Here is a 19,017-nt window from a genome sequence, read left to right on the forward strand (position 1 = left end):
GGAAATAATCCCTCTTTGTATATGATGAGTTACAGAACAACACACTATATGGAAGAAAGGTATTCGTATGAAATCAATTTTATCGTTTTTAAAGCCGTATCGGCTGTCCGTTGTGTCCATTGTGATCCTCACCTTTTTAAGCAGTATGCTCCAGCTGTATTTACCGACGCTTACGGCAGATATCGTCGATGTCGGGATCGTCCAAGGAGATATTGCTTACATATGGAAGGTTGGCGGCTGGATGGTGGCCTGTTCTTTACTTGCCATCTTACTCACGATCTGGAAGTCCTACTTGTCATCAAAGACTGCACTTGGCTTCGGGCGTGATATGAGAAGACAGCTATTTGTGCATGTCGAACAATTTTCATTAGAAGAATTTCAAAAGATCGGAACGTCTTCCTTTATTACAAGATCAACAAATGATGTAAAACAAGTCCAAGATGTCACGATCATGATTTTACAAATGATGACGAGAGCCCCGCTTATGCTTGTCGGCGGAATTATTTTAGCTGTATCACGCGATGCTGTCCTGTCTCTCATCTTTTTAGCAGCACTTCCCCTTCTTGGCGGATTTATCTATTTGGTGTCGAGAAAAGCCATTCCGCTCTTTGGCCAGCTTCAGAAAAAAACAGACCGGCTGAATTTAATTATGCGAGAATCTCTTTCAGGCATCCGGGTCATTCGTGCTTTTAACCGAGTAGATGATGAAAAGGAGCGTTTTCAAGAAGCCAACACATCCTACAAGGATACCGGCCTTAGAGTCAACCGTTTAATGGCTTACTTGTTTCCATTTATGCTGATTATCATGAACTTCACGAATATCGGCATTGTCTGGCTAGGTGCAAACCGAATTGATGCCGGAGAGATGGAAGTAGGGAACCTCATTGCCTTTATCCAATATGCGATGATGATTTTGATGGCACTGATTATGCTGTCAATGAGCTTTATTATGGTCCCAAGAGCACAAGCATCAGCTAAACGGATGAATGAAGTGTTAAACATGGAACCGAAAATTCAAGACAATGAAAGAACGGTTCCTGACCTGCGCGCGCCAGCACAATCCATTCGCTTTGAGGATGTGTCATTTTATTACTCAAATGCTGAAAAACCGGCTGTTCAAGATATTACATTTGAAGCCAAAACTGGCGAAACGACAGCTATTATCGGAAGTACAGGTTCAGGGAAAACCACCCTTCTCCAGCTAATGACGCGCTTTTACGAAGCAACTGAAGGCCGGATTACACTAGATGGTGTAGACATTAGAGAGCTGCCTCAGGAGAAACTAAGAGGCCAGATGGGCTATGTTTCTCAAAAAGCGGTTTTATTTAGCGGAACCATTGCCGATAATGTGCGCTTCGGCAGGCAGAATGCAAGCGATGAAGACGTCTGGCAGGCGCTGCGAACGGCGCAGGCAGAAGAATTTGTTTTGCAAAAAGATGGCGGCATCGATGCGGAAATTGACCAGGGTGGATCGAATCTATCTGGCGGTCAAAAGCAGCGTCTTTCTATTGCAAGAGCGCTAGTGAGAAAGCCGTCATTCTATCTGTTTGACGATAGTTTCTCAGCACTTGATTACAAAACAGATGCGAAGCTTCGGGCATCATTAGAAGCTGAAAAAGCGCATGCAGCCCTCATCATTGTGGCGCAAAGAATCAGCACAGTGAAGCATAGTGATAAAATCATCGTACTAGATGATGGGAAAATCGCAGGTATCGGAACACATGAACAATTACTGAAGGAGAACCTTGTCTATCAAGAGATTGTTGCATCACAGGAAGGTCAGGAGGTGGAGCGAGGATGAGTAAAAAAATGTCTTCCGGCATGGGCCATAAAGGCGGCCACCCTAGAGGACCTGTCGCAAAACCAAAGGAATTTAAGAAAACACTGCTTCGTTTGATTGGCTATTTAAAACCAAGGAAGATTCAATTGATCATTGTCTTCATTGCAGCAGTCGGTTCAACCGTCTTTAACGTCATTAGTCCAAAGCTACTCGGGGATGCCACCTCTTCCCTGTTTGACAGCTTTACACAAGGAACAGCTGTACAATTTGATGTCATTTCACGAATCTTATGGCTGCTTGTCGTGCTATACGTCGTTGCTGCTCTCTTTTCATTCGTTCAGCAATATGTCATGGCCGGTGTCTCTCAACAGACCATTGCTGAATTACGGCAAGAAGCAAATGACAAGCTCACACGTCTCCCCCTTCGGTATTTTGATAAAACAACCCACGGGGACACGCTGAGCCGTGTAATGAATGATATCGATAATATTAATACTTCGCTTCAGCAGGCACTCACCCAAGTGATTACATCTGTCATCACGGTCATTGGGATTGTCGTCATGATGCTATTGATTAGTCCGCTGCTAACCTTGCTTGTTTGTTTAACACTGCCGCTCAGCCTGTTTGCGATTCGCGGCATTACGTCATTTTCTCAAAAGCATTTTAAAGCGCAGCAAAAAGAGCTCGGGATGATCAATGGACATATTAATGAAATGTTCACAGGGCATCAGACAGTTCGTGCGTATGGCTACGAAAAGAAAGCGATCGATACATTTGATCAATTAAACGAGCAGCTGTATGAATCATCAAGGAAAGCACAGTTCATTTCTGGCTTAATGATGCCAGTGATGACGTTTATCGGGAACCTCGGCTATGTGGCAGTCAGTGTAGCCGGCGGTATTCTTGTGATTAACGGGAATATTCGTGTCGGAGATGTGCAGGCGTTTATTCAATACACGCAGCAAATGTCTCAACCGCTAGTGCAAGCATCAAGTGTCGCCAACTTGGTTCAATCAGCGATTGCTTCTGCTGAAAGGGTGTTTGAAATTCTGGATGAGAAAGAAGAAAGTCCCGAGGAAGATGCAGCGATTGATCTTGAATCACTTTCAGGCGATGTGAGCTTTGAACAAGTTCAATTCGGATATGAAAAAGACCATCCGATTATTAAAGATTTGACTTTAGATGTCAAAGAAGGTCAAACGGTTGCGATTGTCGGGCCAACAGGAGCAGGAAAAACAACCATCATCAATCTTTTAATGCGTTTCTATGAATTAGATCAAGGCTCTATCCGCATCGGCGGTGTCAAAACAACTGACCTCAGCCGTCATCAAGTACGCGACCTATTTGCGATGGTTCTTCAGGATACGTGGCTTTTTGAAGGGACGATTCACGACAATATTGCCTATGGCAGGCAGAACGTCTCAAAAGAGGATGTCATTAAAGCCGCCAAACATGCTTATGCTGATGACTTCATCCGCACGCTTCCAGACGGATATGACACACTCTTAACAGAAGATGCCGGCAACCTGTCTCAAGGTCAGCGTCAGCTGTTAACCATCGCCCGTGCGATTTTATCTGATCCAAAAATCTTAATATTAGATGAAGCGACGAGCAGTGTGGATACACGGACAGAGATGCACATTCAAAAAGCGATGAATGAATTGATGAAAGGCAGAACAAGCTTCGTCATTGCACACAGACTTTCGACGATCAAGGATGCCGACGTTATTCTAGTCATGAAAGATGGCACCATCATTGAAAAAGGAACGCACAGCGAACTCTTAAAACAAAATGGCTTCTATGCAGACTTATATATGAGCCAATTTACGGAGAATCAAGTGGGTTAAATATAAAAAAGGATAGACACGCATCCATGCGGTCTATCCTTTTTTGGTTAATCTAAACGCTTTTTCACTTTTACACTGAGTTTCGTTATATACTCTGCTTCATCTTTAGACATGAGTGAATGAAGCAAATACTCCTCAAATACATCTCCATCTAGCATCATGTCCTCTTTTTCAATTTCATCTAACAAGCGCGAATAAGCAGAATCAATCTCCTCGTATGATCCTTGATCATACATCACCGCATAAAGGCCGGCAGGTTTTTTAACTGCTTCCGGCGCTTCCATTCGGCAAAACAGCTGATCTGACTGATGATAGTGACGCTGAAGGAACTGCTCCTTTTTTAAGACAGCCCCATTTGCCGCAGCCCCTTTTATGCCAATTTCCTTTAGAAAATGTCCAACAATACGAGATATTTCTTCTACGGATGTATTCATGTCAATCGGGTTCGGTGCACTTAATACAACTGGTTCTTCTGGCAGCTCTTGAAACAAGACCTCCCCCATTTTGACAGATGATAGTTCCTGCGTCGTCTCCATGACCCGCATAAGAAAAGACTGGATATCTTGAAGTTTTTCAATCTCTTGTTTGACCTTTTCTATTTGTTCAGCTGCTAGGCTTTGGAGCCTTTCTCGGGAAGGCTCAGTGAAATATTGTTTTAACTCTTTTATCGGAAATTGCACAGCTCGAAGGGATTGAATCGCTATAAAATGATCAAATTGCTCAAGTGTATAGTATCGGTACCCATTTTCATGAACACCAGCTGGCTTAAATAAATCAATTTTATCGTAATAAAACAAGGTGTCTTTCTTTACATCAAATAGCTTGGCAAATTCTCCAGTAAAAAATGTTTTTTGCACATCATTTATCATAACTAAGGCTCCCCTCTTGACTATGGAGTTACTCCACCCTTTATGATAACATGCAGAACACCACTACGCTTGGAAAGGATAAAAACATGAACAACATCACTCAACATGAAGTGGCATTAGAACTTGCAAAAAAAGAGGACTTCCCTTTTATGAAAAATGAGCTACAGAAAGCTTTTACAGCTGGTGTGATTGACGCATTTGGCGATGCGCATGATGGACCGACTCCTCCAGGTGAAGTGATTGATGAATCTTTTCATTCGAATGAACACATCGTTTACCATATTATGCTAAATGGCGAAAAAGCAGGCGGTGTTGTCATTAAAATCAACCAAGAGACCCACCACAACTCAGTTGACTTATTATACATCTCTTCATCCTCACACGGAAAAGGCATTGGTCAGGCAGCATGGAAAGCCATCGAGGCGCAATATCCAGAAACGATTGTTTGGGAGGTTGTGACCCCGTATTTTGAAAAACGCAACATTCATTTCTATGTCAATAAGTGCGGCTTTCAAATTGTGGAATTTTATCATATGAAACATCCAGATCCGAACGCACCTCATGCAGCTGATCAAGAAACTAAGCCTTCAGCACCTGAAGAATTTGAATTTTTTAAATTTGAGAAAGTGATGAAGAAAACCTGCTCTAGCTAATAAATATCAGCATCAAAAAACACTACCCCATGAAAAAAGGTAGTGTTTTTTGAATCTCATCTAGCTTCTAATCTGACCGTCACCCGACAGAAGCAGCTTCGTTGTCGTGAGTGCTGGAAGTCCCATCGGACCTCTTGCATGCAGTTTTTGAGTAGAAATGCCAATTTCAGCCCCATATCCAAGTGCACCGCCGTCTGTAAAACGGGTAGATGCGTTATGATAAACCGCCGCCGCATCGACTTCGTTTAAAAACTTAAGTGCCTGCTCTTCATCCTCTGTCACGATGGCTTCTGAATGTTTTGTACCGTACTCTTCAATATGGTGGATCGCTTCCTCGATTGAATCGACTACCTTTACTGCAAGATCAAGACTTAAATACTCATCTGTCCAGTCCACTTCCTCAGCAGGAATGGCGTTTGAAAAATGAGACAGTGCTTCCTCGTCGCCATGTACGGTGACATGGTGCTCTAGCAGAGCTTCATTCAACGATGCCGCATTTTCTTTCAGCCAATCGCGATGGATGATTAGCGTCTCAAGTGCATTACATACAGCCGGACGATTCGTTTTTGCATTGATGACAATCTCAATGGCTTTTTTCACATTGGCTGTTTGATCAATAAAGACATGACAGTTTCCTGTTCCTGTTTCAAGGACAGGAATGGTAGATTGTTCAACCACGGTTTTGATTAAAGAAGCTCCGCCTCGCGGAATTAAGACATCGATCCATTCTTTTAGATGAAGCATCGCTTGAACCGATGAACGGTCTGTTTGTTCTATCAATTGCACCGCATCACGCGGAATCTTTGTTTGATCTAATGCTTCATGAATAACACTTACAATGGCTTTGTTGGAAGAAATAGCGGAGGAACCGCCTTTTAAAATCACTGCGTTGCCTGCCTTAAGGGCAAGCCCTGCTGCATCGACAGTGACGTTCGGTCTCGCTTCATAGATCATCCCGATCACGCCGAGCGGTACTCTTCGGCTTTTCACATGCAAGCCGTTTTCAAGAGTCCATTCATCCAATATTTCTCCAACAGGATCTGTTAATCTCGTCACAAGCCGCAAGCTTTCGGCAAACTCATGAATTCTTTCTTCATTTAACATTAAACGATCCAAGAGTGCCTCTGAGAAGCCCTTTTCCTTCCCGGCATCTATATCCTTTTCATTCTCTTGCAAGATGAACGTGCTATTTTGTTCTAACGCTTCTGCTAGTTTCAGCAGTGCCTCGTTTTTATCCTCTGTATGAAGTAAACCTAGTTTTTTTGAAACGTGCTTTGCTTTTTTTGCTTTTTCTTTGACCGATGTGACAACTTCAGCTGTCAGTGTCATGGAATTCCTCCCTTTTGGTTAGCAAACTGGTATCGATAAATCTAAATGACAAACAAAAGCTTCAAGATCGACGACATGAACCACTTCATCCTGCAACGAGTCACTGCTCAGTGCAAGTTCGTCAGATGGATAATTCACAATACCAAGCCCGATTTCTCTTCCATCTTGATCTAAAATGCGGACGACATCGCCTTTTTTAAACGAACCCTTTACATTGACAATGCCACCCGAATCAAGGCATTTCTCCCTATGCATGAGGTGTTCCTGCGATTTCTTTTGAACAACAATCTCGCCTTTTGGTCCAGAATGAAAGGCAATCCACTGCTTCTTGTAATTCAGCGGTGCTAAATTTTCATCAGCGGTAAAATAAGTGCCGTCCTCTGTTCCATTAATGGCTTTGTCTAAAATGTGAGGCGTATCCGCTTTGCCTAAAAAGCCGTTAATGCCAGCTGCCATTGAAATTTTAAACGCATCGAGCTTTGATTTCATTCCGCCTGTGCCCACACTGCTCCCTGCATCTCCAGCTGCTGCTTCGATGTCTTCTGTGATGTCTGTGACTTCAAGAATTCTTTTCGCATTCGGATTTGTATGCGGGTTCTCTTCATACAAGCCATCAATATCAGATAAAATGGCAAGGAAATCCGCGTCAATGAGGCCAGCTACTTTTGCAGACAATGTATCGTTATCTCCAAACTTCAAGCGGTTAATCGTCACTGTATCATTTTCATTGATAATCGGAATGATGCCTCGATCTAATAACACATTCATCGTGTTGCGCACATTTTGATAGCGCGTTTCATCTGAAAAATCACTTCTTGTGATTAAAAGCTGTGAGGCAATATAACCGTGTGATAAAAATAAAGTAGAATATGATTCCATTAAAAGGCCTTGCCCAATTGAGGCAGATGCCTGTTTTTCCGGCAGTGTTTTGGGTCTATCGATAAATCCTAGTTTTCGGTAACCAGCTGCAACCGCACCAGATGAAACCAAAATGACTTCGTGTCCTTCATCTTTGAGTTTCACAATTTGATTGACGAGGTTTTCTAGTTTTTTCAAACTAATCTCCCCTTGAAAGCTAGTAAGAGAGCTGCTTCCGATTTTTACAACAATTCGTTTTCTCTCTTTATCTGCGTACACCTTATCACTCCTGTACCTGAGCTCTATTTATTATATAGATACTTTTTGTTTTTGCTGTTTGCTGATCTCTTTTGATCGATTGGCAGCATGTTTGACGGCCTGCTTGATTGCTTCTCCTCCGCCAAAATCATCTAATGCATTCAGTCCTGCAGCTGTTGTTCCATTTGGTGACGTAATTTTCTCTCTCAGAGTAGAAGGGTCTTCCTCTGTTTCTTGCAGCATTTTCGCAGCACCGAGAAGTGTCTGCGCGCCAATTTGGCGAGACAATTCCTTAGATAAACCGGCTTCTTCTCCTGCTTCTTCGATTCTTTCCATTAAGAAATAAAAATAGGCTGGTCCGCTTCCGGCAATTCCAGTGAAAATATCCATTTGCTCTTCCTGAATGGTATACACTTCGCCCATTTCAGATAAAAGAGCCTGACTCATGCTGATATGGTCGTCTTTCACATAACGTCCCGCACATAAAGCGGTCGCTGAAGCCCCGATCGTACTTGACGTATTCGGCATGACCCTCATCACGGGCTGTCCTTCATGCAGCATATCTTCAATATACGATTGCTTCACGCCTGCAAGGACAGACATGATCAGCTGGTCTCTCCGAATATGAGGTTTTAACGATTCAAGTGCTGTTTCAGCATCCTTTGGCTTCATGGCCAGGATCAACATATCCATTTCTTCAAAAGGAAAAGAATCCATTGTGGCTGTTTGTATTCCGTAACGTGTCGTTAGTTCATTCAATCGAATTTGATTTTGTCTGTTTGTTGCGTAAATTTGGCCTAGCGGCATTTGTCCTGATCGCACAATCCCGGCAATCATTCCTTCCGCCATAGAACCTGCTCCAATGAAAGCAACTTTCTTTTGATCAATGATATTGATCCTCTCCCTTGTTCGCTTTTTGTTCGTGTTTTTCGCACGTTAGTTATCGTAACATGATGAGAAATCGTGTCAAGAAAGAGCCAGCGCTTTTCAAAAGTCCCGAATACGCGTTCAACCGCTTGCTGTATGTATACTGACTGCGCTTTTGCAAAACAACATTTTAGACCAAAAGTACTATTCGTATTTGCATCATAGTACCCTTTCGTTCGACTGAATTCCCCATTTTATTTTTGGTTTCGGTGACTTCAATTCTATTTTTTAGAAAGCGCTATCATTTTTAATGACTTTCTATTTTCCTATACGATGAATGTGCTTGAATCTTCCGAATAGACTATTGACATATTTTAGAAAACATGTCCGTTGAAATGATATTTTACGGGTGATACCGTGAAAGGGAAACTAAGTGAAAAAGGAGCGTTCATAATGAAAGTGAAAGAAAACTATATCAATGTCATTCCAATGAAAGAAATCCGTTCGACCGATGACCTTCTTTTCCCATTCCCTATTTACAATGAGCTACGTGCCCAGAGTGATATTAGATATGATGAAACAAGAAAGTGCTGGGATCTCTTTCGATATGCGGATATCCAGTCTGTTCTGAAGCAGCCAAAAGTGTTCTCATCACAGCGAGGAAGAAGCACAACGAAAACGAGTATTTTAACGATGGACCCGCCAAAGCATACAAAAATGAGAGCACTCGTCAATAAAGCATTCACGCCAAAAGCGATTAAACAATTAGAAGATAACATTAAAGACCTGACACATGACCTGCTGCAACAAGTCAAGGATCAGCGTACGTTTGATATCGTGGAAGATCTAGCAGCTCCCCTGCCTGTCATGATCATTGCTGAGCTTCTCGGCGCAGAGGTAAAGGATAGAGCGTTCATTAAGAAACATTCTGATGCCCTAGTAGCAGGTGCAAAGGATGAATCAAAAGAAGCCATTCAAGCAGTAGTGGATATGCAGAAACGCGCAGAAGAAGAGCTGTCCACTTATTTTGCTCACTTGATCCAAAAACGAAAAGAATCCCCTGCTGATGACCTGATCTCACTTCTTATTCAAGCAGAAATCGATGGTGAGCGTTTAACCGAGAATGAACTACTTGGTTTTTGCATTCTATTACTTGTTGCTGGTAATGAGACAACGACCAATTTGATTACAAATGCAGTAAGACTGCTAACAGAGCAGCCGCATATCGCCGAAGCAGTACGGCAAGACCCCTCTCTTATTCCTCAATTGACCGAGGAAACGCTACGCTATTATCCGCCTGTTCAAGCCATTGGGCGAATCGCGGCCGAGGATGTTGAGATTGCAGGCTCGAAAATTAAAAAAGGAGACTATCTCATTAGCTGGGTTGCTTCAGCAAATCGTGATGAACAGAAATTTGACGATCCGGATACGTTCCGTCTTGACCGGAAATCAAACCCGCATATGAGCTTTGGCTTTGGCATCCATTTTTGTCTCGGTGCACCGCTTGCCCGCCTTGAGAGCAACATTGCCCTTGAGATTTTACTCCAGACGTTTCAAGACATCACCTGTGCGGCAGATCAGCTAAAACCTATTCAAAGCACATTTGTTTTTGGGGTAAAAGAATTTCCTGTACAGGTCACCCGTTTTTAAAAGTCCCTTTTGAGGGGCTTTTTTTCATTTTCTTCAATTCATCATCTCTTTCTTACCTTCCACCTCCGAACATGCTAAAATAAAGTCCATATAAAGTGATAACGGATTTCAGAAAAGGAGCCAAAAATTCATGACCGATTATACAGCAATGAAAGACGGAATATTCAAATCAGTTTGTTCGTTAGATTGCCCGGATCAGTGCGGTCTTTTGATACATAAAGAAAATGGAAAGATCGTAAAAGTGCAGGGAGATCCAGACCACCCCGTCACCCAAGGCAACATATGTAATAAAGTGCGGAATGTCACAGCCCGTTTATATGATGAAAAGCGACTGACCACTCCTTTGAAGCGTGTTGGCCGCAAAGGCGATGGACAATTTGCTCCGATTACGTGGGAAGAAGCCATTGAAACCATTCGGCAAAAATGGACAAAACTGATTGAAGAAAAAGGTCCAGAAAGTATTCTGCCTTACAGCTTTTATGGGAATATGGGCAATCTGAATGCAGAAGGCATGGACCGCCGCTTTTTCTATCGTCTTGGTTCAAGTCAATTAGACCGGACCATCTGTCAGTCAGCAGGAACGACTGGCTATAAATATACAATGGGTGCAAGCATTGGGACAGATCCAGAAGAGACCATTCATACGAAACTATTCATCTTTTGGGGCATCAATGCCGTGTCGACCAATATGCACCAAATCACCCTCGCACAAAAAGCGCGAAAGCAAGGAGCAAAGATTGTCGTGATTGATGTACACAAGAACCAAACCGGACGGATGGCAGATTGGTTCATTCCGCTTCGACCTGGTACTGACAGTGCCCTTGCCCTTGGCATCATGCATGTTCTTTTTAAAGAAGGACTAACAGATGAAGCCTTTTTAGAAACTTATACAACCGGTCATAAGGAGCTGCGTGAGCATGTGAAGCAGTATGATCCAGACACTGTTGAGGGCATCACGGGGGTTTCTAAAGAGGACATCCTTACACTTGCAAGAATGTACGCAGAAACATCGCCGTCTCTCATTCGCATTGGTAATGGTTTGCAGCACCATGATAATGGCGGAATGAGTATTCGAACCATTTCCTGCCTCCCTGCCCTGACTGGTCAGTGGCTCCACAAGGGCGGCGGTGCGATGAAATCAAACTCTTCTTTTCTCAGCTATAATGAAACAGCTCTTCAGCGGCCGGATTTATTAAAGGAACGCACGCCAAGATCATTTAATATGAATCAGCTAGGCAGTGTGCTGACGAATGCAGCGCCTTCCATTGATTCACTCTTTGTCTACTCGTGCAACCCAGCTGTTGTGACGCCTGAAGCGAATAAAGTAAGAGAAGGTTTGCTGAGAGATGACTTATTTACAGTCGTTCACGACCTATTTCTAACAGAGACAGCTAAGTATGCAGATATTGTCCTGCCGGCCACATCCGCCTTTGAAAATGAGGATTTCTATACATCATACTGGCACCATTATATTCAAATTCAAGAGCCAGTGATTGAACGCTATGGAGAAAGCAAATCCAATACAGAAGTGTTTCGCTTGTTAGCCCATGCGATGGGCTTTGAAGATGAAGCCTTCCGCGAGACAGATGCGGAACTCATGGAACAAGCCCTTCATCATCCAGAAAATCCGCATTATGAGGACATTTCATACGAGGCATTAAAAGAAAAGAAATGGATCAAAGCAAAACGAGGACCTTTCCAAGACTTAAAGCTCTCTACCCCGAGCGGCAAAATTGAGCTTTATTCTGAACAAATGAAAAAAGACGGATATCCGGCGCTTCCTACCTACGTGCCCCTTTATCAGGAAAGCGAATATCCGCTTACCTTTATACCGGGACCGAATCATAATTTTCTTAACTCGACCTTCTCACTTCATGAAAAGCATCAAAAGCTTGAGAAGTTCCCGAAGCTTCACATGAATGAACAAGATGCAAAGGCAAGAAAAATTGAAGATGGTGACATGGTGCGTGTGCTCAATGACCGAGGAGAATGCGAGCTTGTCGTGTCAGTCGGTCACAATGTATTACCTGGTGTTGTGGTCAGCCAAGGATTATGGGCAGATCAAAAAGGCAAAAAGCATCTAGTTAACGGGCTAACACCTGATCGGCTGGCAGATATGGGCGGCGGTGCGACGTTCTTTTCGGGCAGAGTGGAAGTTGAAAAATGATCATAGACAGAAGAAAAGCCAGCAAAAAACTGCTGGCTTTTTTCATTTGGTTTTATCGAATAATCAGCTGGTTGGTCATTACATTCGCACTTCCGTTGCTTCGGTAGCCTTCTACAGTTAATGCTGTTTCATACATTTTCCCCATTGGCATACCTAGGCTTTCCCATTTTCTGAAATGCTCACTGACGGATACAGTACCGCTCGTACGTTTTGTTTGACGTACACTCCAATATTGCTTAAAGGTAGCGTCTCCAATAATAGAAGGCTGATTGACACGTAGCGTTTCATAAATGTCATATGTGCCTCCATCGGCATAAAATGATCCTTTATACGTTCCTGTTGGGCGATAGGTGCCCCATGACTCAACAATGTAGTATTCAGCTAATGGAGATTGTGTCCAGCCATAGACACATAAGTAGGAATTCCCGCCTGGGTTAAAGGCTGCGTTGTAATTGATGGAGATGTTGCCAAGTTGATGATGAGTTTTAGTGGAATCAAACTTCTTCCCTTTTCGAAACAAAGCATTTCCGATATTGTTCCATTGCGCGCTAAATGCCCCGCCGTTATTGAGTGTCATTGCGGTATTTCCGTAATCCTTCCATAATTCAAAATCGTACCCGCTGTGATTGCCTATTCTATTGTCATAAATCGTTTCCGCATGAGCTGGTACAGCCGTCAGTGTCAGCACAAATCCAATACACATCACAAACAATAGCCTCAATCTTTTCAAGTTCATTTTCAATCCCTCTCCTTTTTTCATTAAAATTGTTCTGCCTTCTCTAAGATGAAGCGAACTCATCACCTCCTTTCATGTCACCCTTTTTGCTAGACGGAACGGTATTGTTCTAACCCAGCATGGATATCTCTTGTTTGTGTATAGACCTTTTGATACAGATGAAACAGATCATCATATATACTTGCAAGCTGCTGCTCTGGCTCATAGACAGCAGCTTGATGAATAAACTGATTTGCACATGCTTCAAGCGACGGATACCAACCGCAGCCAACGGCGGCCAGTATAGCTGCTCCTAAAGCAGGCCCTTGTTCATTGTCTAACTGGATGACCTCTGCCTGAAAAATGTCTGCTTGCATTTGAAGCCATGTCCGGCTTCTCGCACCGCCTCCAATGGAAACAATTGAATCTATGTGTTTCCCAGCTTGCCTGAATAAAGCGATCGATTCATTTAACGAGAAAGTAATCCCTTCTAGCACAGCCCTAACGACATGTGCCCTTTCATGCCGGCTGTCTAATCCAATCAAGCTTCCACGAATGATAGCATCCGCATGAGGTGTTCTTTCCCCGACTAAATATGGCGTGAAGAGCAATCCATTTGCTCCTGGCGCGACATCAACCGCACCCTCTAAAAGTGATTGGAACGATTCCTCTGGAGCCAGTAAATGTTTTATCCAGTTAAGGCTATATCCTGCTGAAAGGGTCACACCCATTGTGTAGTAAGCGTCTTTTTTTGCATGATGGAACAAATGCAGGTTTCCTTGAAGCTCTCTTTCATGATCCTCTTCGTAAGAGAGAATGACCCCAGATGTGCCAATACTGCATAACGTGCGGCCAGAGGATAAAATACCAGCACCAATTGCTCCGCAAGCATTGTCTGCCCCGCCAGCAAAGACTTTTGCACCCTCTTCGATCCCCGTCTCACGTGCAATGTGCGGAAATAGTATACCAACCTCTTCCTCTGATGAGATCAGTGGCGGACAAATATGAGGAGGAATATCAAATGCCTGACAAATTTCTTCACTCCACGCTTGCTCTCCAATATTTAATAACAAGGTGCCAGCCGCATCAGAATAATCGATATGAACAGAACCTGTTAATCGAAATCTGACATAATCTTTTGGGAGTAAAAACATGTCGATTTGTTGATCAATTTCTGGTTCATGCTCCTTTACCCATAATAATTTTGGCAGTGTGAATCCTTCTAGCGCTTGATTTTTCGTAATCTGTTGGAGCCGTTCCCCCAGTTTTTTTGTAATATGTGTACATTGCGCTGTCGTTCGTGTATCATTCCATAAAATCGCAGGGCGGAGCACCTCGCGGGATTCATTTAAAAGAACCAGACCATGCATCTGTCCAGAGAAGCTGATGCCCTCTACTTTCTTTGAAAGGACAGGCTGCCTTGCCATCAGTTCTTTCATCGCAGCCACTGTTTGCTCAACCCATTCCTCTGGGTTCTGTTCACAATATCCAGGTTTATCTTGAATGAGGCGGTAAGGCTTAGTGGCCTCGCCGCACACCTTTCCATTCTCATCTACTAATATGGCTTTGACTCCGCTCGTTCCAAGATCAATTCCCATCACATACTTCATGTCTTCACTCCTTCAAAACAGGTCCGCTTCTTCAATCAATCTTCTAACAAGTATTGATTTAACCGGGCTTTCAACTGTTCCTCTCTTCCCGATTCGTTTTTGATTAAAGGGTGCTTGAGCGCATACTCTTCTAATGTATGAAAGTTTGCCTTTCCTTCTGAAATGTCACGGCCAATCCCTTCAGAAAAACTGCGATATCGGTGCTTGATCACATCTTCAAACACACGATCTTCTATGAGTCTATGAGCCACCCGCAGTCCTTTTGCGAATGCATCCATGCCCGCAATATGGGCATACAAAATATCTTCAAGCTCAAAAGAAGCTCTTCTCACTTTTGCATCAAAATTGAGACCGCCAGTTCCTAGTCCGCCATTTTGCAGAATTTCATACATGGCAAGAGTTGTGGCATATAAATCGGTTGGAAATTCATCCGTGTCCCAGCCAAGCAGCGTATTCCCTTGGTTCGCATCCACAGAACCGAGCAATCCATGTATTCTTGAGACGCGTAATTCATGCTCAAACGTATGACCAGCAAGCGTCGCATGATTGGCCTCGATGTTCAATTTAAAATGTGAATCTAGTCCGTATTGCTTTAAAAAGGCAATAGATGTTGCTGCATCTGCATCGTATTGATGAGTGGTTGGCTCCTTTGGCTTAGGCTCAATTAAAAATTGGCCAGTGTACCCAATTTCCTTTGCATAATCAACAGCCATATGCAAAAATGACGCCATGTGATCAAGCTCTCTTTTCATATCTGTATTCAGCAGAGTATCGTATCCTTCTCGTCCTCCCCAGAAAACGTAATTTTCTGCGCCAAGTTCTTTAGCTGTTTCGATGCCTTTTTTCACCTGTGCGGCTGCATAGGCAAAGACATCTGCATGACAAGATGTTGCTGCGCCGTGTACAAATCTAGGATGCTTGAACATATTGGCTGTATTCCACAGCAGCTTGACTCCGCTATCCCGCATGTATTCTTTCATTCTTTCTAAAATGATGTCTAATTGCTGATTCGTCTCTTGAAGCGTATCTCCCTCCGGTGCAATGTCACGGTCATGGAAGGAAAAATACGGAACATCCAATAGATCAAACAGTTGAAAGGCTACTTCCAATCTAGCTTTTGCTAAATCCATTCCGCTATAGGAGTCCCAGGCTCTCTGCATCGTACCAGTTCCAAACATGTCTGTTCCATCAGCAGTCAATGTATGCCAATAAGCGACTGAGAAGCGCAGGTGATCTTTCATTGTTTTTCCGCCAATCATTTCACTTGGATCATAGTGTTTAAAAGCGAGTGGATTTTTTGATTGTTTTCCTTCAAATTGTATTTTTCCGATTCCTTCTAAACTGTGTAACGTTTTCATATTTGAGTTGGCCATCTTTTATTCCTCCTATGAATATACTTTGTAAGTTGATTCAACAAACTAATGTTCAATTGATGATCAATTCACTTTGAATTTTCCATATTTTTTAGTTTTTTAGAAATATTTTCGTTATAATAAAGTTAAAATCATCCTTCTTACAGATTACATGCATAGAAAAGCAGCTTTTTTCTTCACTTAATCTAAAGACGAAACAAATGGAGTGGATAACATGGATATCGCTGATCAGAACTTTGTGAAAAAAATAAATCAAAAGCTATTATTAAAAGAAATTCTCCAGCATGCGCCAATTTCTAGAGCTAAATTATCTGAACGCACTGGGTTAAATAAATCGACTGTTTCCTCTCAAGTGAGTACATTAATGAAAGAGCAACTCGTCTATGAGATCGGTCAAGGTGAGTCTAGCGGCGGGAGAAGACCGGTTTTACTCATGTTTAATAAACGTGCTGGCTGCTCCATCGGGATTGATGTCGGCGTTGATTATGTCAATGGCATTTTAACCGACCTTGAAGGGTCCATCCTTCAAGAAGAACAGATCAAGCTCCCATCAAGCGCTCCTGATGTGACCATACGCATATTAACTGAATTAATACAGCAGTTGAAGGCCCAAATCCCTTCTTCCCCATATGGGCTCATAGGTATTGGCCTATGTATACCCGGGCTAGTGGATGCCGATCAACAAATCGTGTTTACGCCGCATTCTAAATGGAAAAATGTTGACATGAAAACAACGCTCCAAGACGCATTCCAAGTACCCGTCTTCATTGAAAATGAAGCAAATGCCGGTGCATATGGTGAAAAAATCTTTGGTTCCGCTAAACATTATGATCATTTGATCTATGCAAGCATCGGCACCGGCATTGGAATCGGGATCATTATCAATCATCATTTATACAGAGGTGCATATGGCTTTTCTGGTGAAATGGGACATATGACCATCGACTTTAATGGACCAACATGCAGCTGCGGAAACCGTGGTTGCTGGGAGCTGTATGCATCTGAGAAAGCCTTGTTTCAGTCCCTTCAAACAAATGATCAGCCCATCTCTCATCAAGAATTGGAAAAGCTGGCGACGTTAAATGACATGAAAACCCTCAATGCCCTGCGCAACTTTGGCTTTTACCTTGGGGTTGGTCTCACAAACGTCCTCCATACCTTTAATCCGCAAGCGATTATTTTACGAAACAAGGTGATTGAAGCGCAGCCAACGGTTCTACGTGTGATTCAAGAGGAGGTCTCCTCCAGGATGGATACTCAATTCAGTTCACATGTCGAGCTGCTTCCATCGTCATTAGGACACAACGCACCAGTATTAGGGATGACATCTCTCGTCATTGAAGCTTTCCTGCAAGATGCCACCCTCTCACCATGACAGATTCATAGATAAAAAAGACAGCTCTTACCGTGTTGTCTTTTTTTATTTATCTGTTTCCTCATAACGGAAATAGTTGAAATCAGCAGGCAGACGCTCGCCGCTTGTATCCTGGCACTGCATGCCGACAAATGCCCCTGTAAAAAATCCTCCTCCTCGAATGAAGTCATCAGATAGGTGGCTAGATTCAAATATCACATCAATTTCCTTCCAGTCTTTTTGATCAAATGAATAAGAATAGGTATATGTTTCTTTCTGAACGGTCACTTTTAAATACACATAGGTGACCTCCTCTGGAATGACGATTTTTTGTGCCAATGGCTGAGAAAAGGAAAGGTTTTGACAGGCAGATAATTCAAGAATTCGGCCAAGTTCCTCGTCATATGTCACCTGAAGCGCTGTCCAATTTTCCGTATTGTAATAATTCACAAGACCAGCGGCTTGCTGAAAATTCTCTGGATAGAACAACACAGCTGTCTCTGCTTCAAAATAAAAGCTTTGCCAGCGCCTTGCAACAAAGGCTTGAGTAAACTTAGATGTTAGAGATTCGTGACCATATAACCTTAAATGCTGAGGTTTTTCCGTTAATGAACCGATCTGTTCAGTAAAAGGAATTCTTAATGTTTGAAAGTGTCTATTTAACGTTGATTCTTTAAACTCATCGACTGTATGGTAGGTAGGAGCAAAAACCTTTTCGTTGATCGCTGGCGCTTCAACCTCCAGCGTTCCTTCTTTTCCGCCCACAACATACGGCCAGCCATCCTTCCATTCAAGCTTTTGAATCGCTGTTTCTCTTCCTAAAGGACACCACCCTCTTTGCTGAAAAATAGATTCCTTGCTTGATTGAATAGGGCGGCCAGTCAGATGAGCGAGATACCACTCATTTGTGTGCGTTTGAACAATGGAAGCATGACCGCATTTTTGAAGCGGATGTTCAGGTGAGTGAAAAGCACTTAAAATTGGGTTATCAGGATGAACCTCATAAGGCCCTTCAATCTGCCGGGAACGGGCAATTGTTGCCGCATGCTCGTACCTGGTGCCTCCTTCTGCTGTTAATAAATAATAGTAATCACCGATGTGATAAAGATGCGGTGCTTCTGTCAATTTAATCGGTGTGCCTTTAAAAATGACCTTCCGCTGACCAATGAGTTTCTTTTCCGTCACGCTATATTCCTGCAAGGCAATACCCGCAAAGGAATGGTGCTTTTCTCTATGATCCCACAGCATATTTAAGACGTATTTCTTCCCGCTTTGGTCATGAAATAAAGAGGGATCAAAGCCAGAGCTATTAAGCTTAACCGGCTCACTCCAATCACCATCAACCTCACTTGCCGTAACCAAATAATTATGACCATCTTTAAATGGACCATCCACTACTTTGATATCTGAATAAATGAGCCAAAACTGACCATCTGCATAGCTTAGGCACGGTGCCCATACTCCGCCAGAATCAGGATTTCCTTTCATGTCCAGCTGCGACGTTTTTTGCAAAGGACGCGCGGCAAGCCGCCAATGCACAAGATCCTTCGAATGATAAATTTGTACCCCTGGAAACCATTCAAATGTAGAGACCGCCATGTAATAATCTTCTCCTACACGGCAAATACTTGGATCCGGGTTAAATCCTTTGAGTACTGGATTGGTGATTTTCATTCAACTTCCTCCT

At 43.0% G+C, this 19,017-nt stretch carries 14 protein-coding genes; 6 read left to right on the plus strand and 8 right to left on the minus strand.

The genetic code is table 11. The features are described 5' to 3' along the window. Window positions 1-67 precede the first annotated feature (67 nt). Both NSQ36_RS09315 and NSQ36_RS09320 read left to right on the plus strand, forming a co-directional pair. Window positions 68-1,801, plus strand: a complete 1,734-nt coding sequence (locus NSQ36_RS09315; RefSeq protein WP_339205564.1) for an ABC transporter ATP-binding protein — start codon at window positions 68-70, stop codon at window positions 1,799-1,801. Further along, window positions 1,798-3,627 carry an ABC transporter ATP-binding protein gene (locus NSQ36_RS09320; protein ID WP_212046015.1) on the plus strand — a complete coding sequence of 610 codons (1,830 nt, stop codon included), beginning with the start codon at window positions 1,798-1,800 and terminating at the stop codon, window positions 3,625-3,627. Before NSQ36_RS09315 ends, NSQ36_RS09320 begins: the two co-directional genes overlap by 4 nt. Window positions 3,628-3,674: 47 nt before the next feature. On the opposite strand, the gene NSQ36_RS09325 is transcribed toward NSQ36_RS09320, so the two are convergent. Then, complete coding sequence (locus NSQ36_RS09325) at window positions 3,675-4,496, minus strand: MerR family transcriptional regulator (protein WP_212046014.1); 822 nt, start codon at window positions 4,494-4,496, stop codon at window positions 3,675-3,677. Between the two features lie 86 nt (window positions 4,497-4,582). On the opposite strand from NSQ36_RS09325, the gene NSQ36_RS09330 reads away from it, so the two are divergent. Next, the gene (locus NSQ36_RS09330; protein ID WP_050943982.1) at window positions 4,583-5,149 is read left to right on the plus strand and encodes a GNAT family N-acetyltransferase; all 567 of its coding nucleotides are present in this window, start codon (window positions 4,583-4,585) and stop codon (window positions 5,147-5,149) included. A gap of 60 nt (window positions 5,150-5,209) precedes the next feature. Here the strand turns inward: NSQ36_RS09330 and NSQ36_RS09335 are convergent, their stop codons facing one another. Genes NSQ36_RS09335 through proC form a run of 3 tightly spaced genes read right to left on the minus strand, consistent with a single transcriptional unit; the run spans window position 5,210 to window position 8,491 of the window. Continuing rightward, window positions 5,210-6,478, minus strand: coding sequence for a glutamate-5-semialdehyde dehydrogenase (locus NSQ36_RS09335; protein WP_335356119.1), 1,269 nt, complete (start codon window positions 6,476-6,478; stop codon window positions 5,210-5,212). An 18-nt stretch (window positions 6,479-6,496) separates the two neighbouring features. Then, on the minus strand, window positions 6,497-7,615 hold the full coding sequence (gene proB / locus NSQ36_RS09340) for a glutamate 5-kinase (RefSeq protein ID WP_050943948.1): 1,119 nt from the start codon (window positions 7,613-7,615) through the stop codon (window positions 6,497-6,499). 30 nt (window positions 7,616-7,645) lie between these two features. Beyond that, on the minus strand, window positions 7,646-8,491 hold the full coding sequence (gene proC, locus NSQ36_RS09345; RefSeq protein ID WP_137055111.1) for a pyrroline-5-carboxylate reductase: 846 nt from the start codon (window positions 8,489-8,491) through the stop codon (window positions 7,646-7,648). A 423-nt stretch (window positions 8,492-8,914) separates the two neighbouring features. Between proC and NSQ36_RS09350 the strand changes: the two genes are divergently transcribed. Continuing rightward, the gene (locus tag NSQ36_RS09350; RefSeq protein WP_339205569.1) at window positions 8,915-10,111 is read left to right on the plus strand and encodes a cytochrome P450; all 1,197 of its coding nucleotides are present in this window, start codon (window positions 8,915-8,917) and stop codon (window positions 10,109-10,111) included. A gap of 130 nt (window positions 10,112-10,241) precedes the next feature. Beyond that, the gene (locus tag NSQ36_RS09355; protein ID WP_322000486.1) at window positions 10,242-12,278 is read left to right on the plus strand and encodes a molybdopterin oxidoreductase family protein; all 2,037 of its coding nucleotides are present in this window, start codon (window positions 10,242-10,244) and stop codon (window positions 12,276-12,278) included. A gap of 52 nt (window positions 12,279-12,330) precedes the next feature. Here the strand turns inward: NSQ36_RS09355 and NSQ36_RS09360 are convergent, their stop codons facing one another. The 3 genes from NSQ36_RS09360 to xylA form a co-directional block, all read right to left on the minus strand. Continuing rightward, on the minus strand, window positions 12,331-13,014 hold the full coding sequence (locus NSQ36_RS09360) for a glycoside hydrolase family 11 protein (protein WP_050943981.1): 684 nt from the start codon (window positions 13,012-13,014) through the stop codon (window positions 12,331-12,333). An 89-nt stretch (window positions 13,015-13,103) separates the two neighbouring features. After that, window positions 13,104-14,603, minus strand: a complete 1,500-nt coding sequence (gene xylB, locus NSQ36_RS09365; protein ID WP_339205571.1) for a xylulokinase — start codon at window positions 14,601-14,603, stop codon at window positions 13,104-13,106. Between the two features lie 35 nt (window positions 14,604-14,638). Continuing rightward, complete coding sequence (gene xylA / locus NSQ36_RS09370; protein WP_284907239.1) at window positions 14,639-15,976, minus strand: xylose isomerase; 1,338 nt, start codon at window positions 15,974-15,976, stop codon at window positions 14,639-14,641. Between the two features lie 214 nt (window positions 15,977-16,190). Between xylA and NSQ36_RS09375 the strand changes: the two genes are divergently transcribed. Continuing rightward, window positions 16,191-17,351 carry an ROK family transcriptional regulator gene (locus NSQ36_RS09375; RefSeq protein ID WP_339205573.1) on the plus strand — a complete coding sequence of 387 codons (1,161 nt, stop codon included), beginning with the start codon at window positions 16,191-16,193 and terminating at the stop codon, window positions 17,349-17,351. A gap of 45 nt (window positions 17,352-17,396) precedes the next feature. Here NSQ36_RS09375 and NSQ36_RS09380 read toward each other — a convergent pair whose 3' ends face one another. Next, on the minus strand, window positions 17,397-19,004 hold the full coding sequence (locus tag NSQ36_RS09380; protein WP_050943941.1) for a glycoside hydrolase family 43 protein: 1,608 nt from the start codon (window positions 19,002-19,004) through the stop codon (window positions 17,397-17,399). Window positions 19,005-19,017 lie beyond the last annotated feature (13 nt).

This window comes from Bacillus sp. FSL W8-1143 (assembly GCF_037965155.1).
In the GTDB taxonomy this organism is placed as follows: Bacteria; Bacillota; Bacilli; order Bacillales; family Bacillaceae; genus Bacillus; species Bacillus pumilus.

Bases quoted from the DNA above. Each gene is read 5' to 3' on its own strand.
- NSQ36_RS09315 (WP_339205564.1), top strand. From the start codon at position 68: ATGAAATCAATTTTATCGTTTTTAAAGCCGTATCGGCTGTCCGTTGTG.
- NSQ36_RS09320 (WP_212046015.1), top strand. From the start codon at position 1,798: ATGAGTAAAAAAATGTCTTCCGGCATGGGCCATAAAGGCGGCCACCCT.
- NSQ36_RS09325 (WP_212046014.1), bottom strand. From the start codon at position 4,496: ATGATAAATGATGTGCAAAAAACATTTTTTACTGGAGAATTTGCCAAG.
- NSQ36_RS09330 (WP_050943982.1), top strand. From the start codon at position 4,583: ATGAACAACATCACTCAACATGAAGTGGCATTAGAACTTGCAAAAAAA.
- NSQ36_RS09335 (WP_335356119.1), bottom strand. From the start codon at position 6,478: ATGACACTGACAGCTGAAGTTGTCACATCGGTCAAAGAAAAAGCAAAA.
- NSQ36_RS09350 (WP_339205569.1), top strand. From the start codon at position 8,915: ATGAAAGTGAAAGAAAACTATATCAATGTCATTCCAATGAAAGAAATC.
- NSQ36_RS09355 (WP_322000486.1), top strand. From the start codon at position 10,242: ATGACCGATTATACAGCAATGAAAGACGGAATATTCAAATCAGTTTGT.
- NSQ36_RS09360 (WP_050943981.1), bottom strand. From the start codon at position 13,014: ATGAACTTGAAAAGATTGAGGCTATTGTTTGTGATGTGTATTGGATTT.
- xylB (WP_339205571.1), bottom strand. From the start codon at position 14,603: ATGAAGTATGTGATGGGAATTGATCTTGGAACGAGCGGAGTCAAAGCC.
- xylA (WP_284907239.1), bottom strand. From the start codon at position 15,976: ATGGCCAACTCAAATATGAAAACGTTACACAGTTTAGAAGGAATCGGA.
- NSQ36_RS09375 (WP_339205573.1), top strand. From the start codon at position 16,191: ATGGATATCGCTGATCAGAACTTTGTGAAAAAAATAAATCAAAAGCTA.
- NSQ36_RS09380 (WP_050943941.1), bottom strand. From the start codon at position 19,004: ATGAAAATCACCAATCCAGTACTCAAAGGATTTAACCCGGATCCAAGT.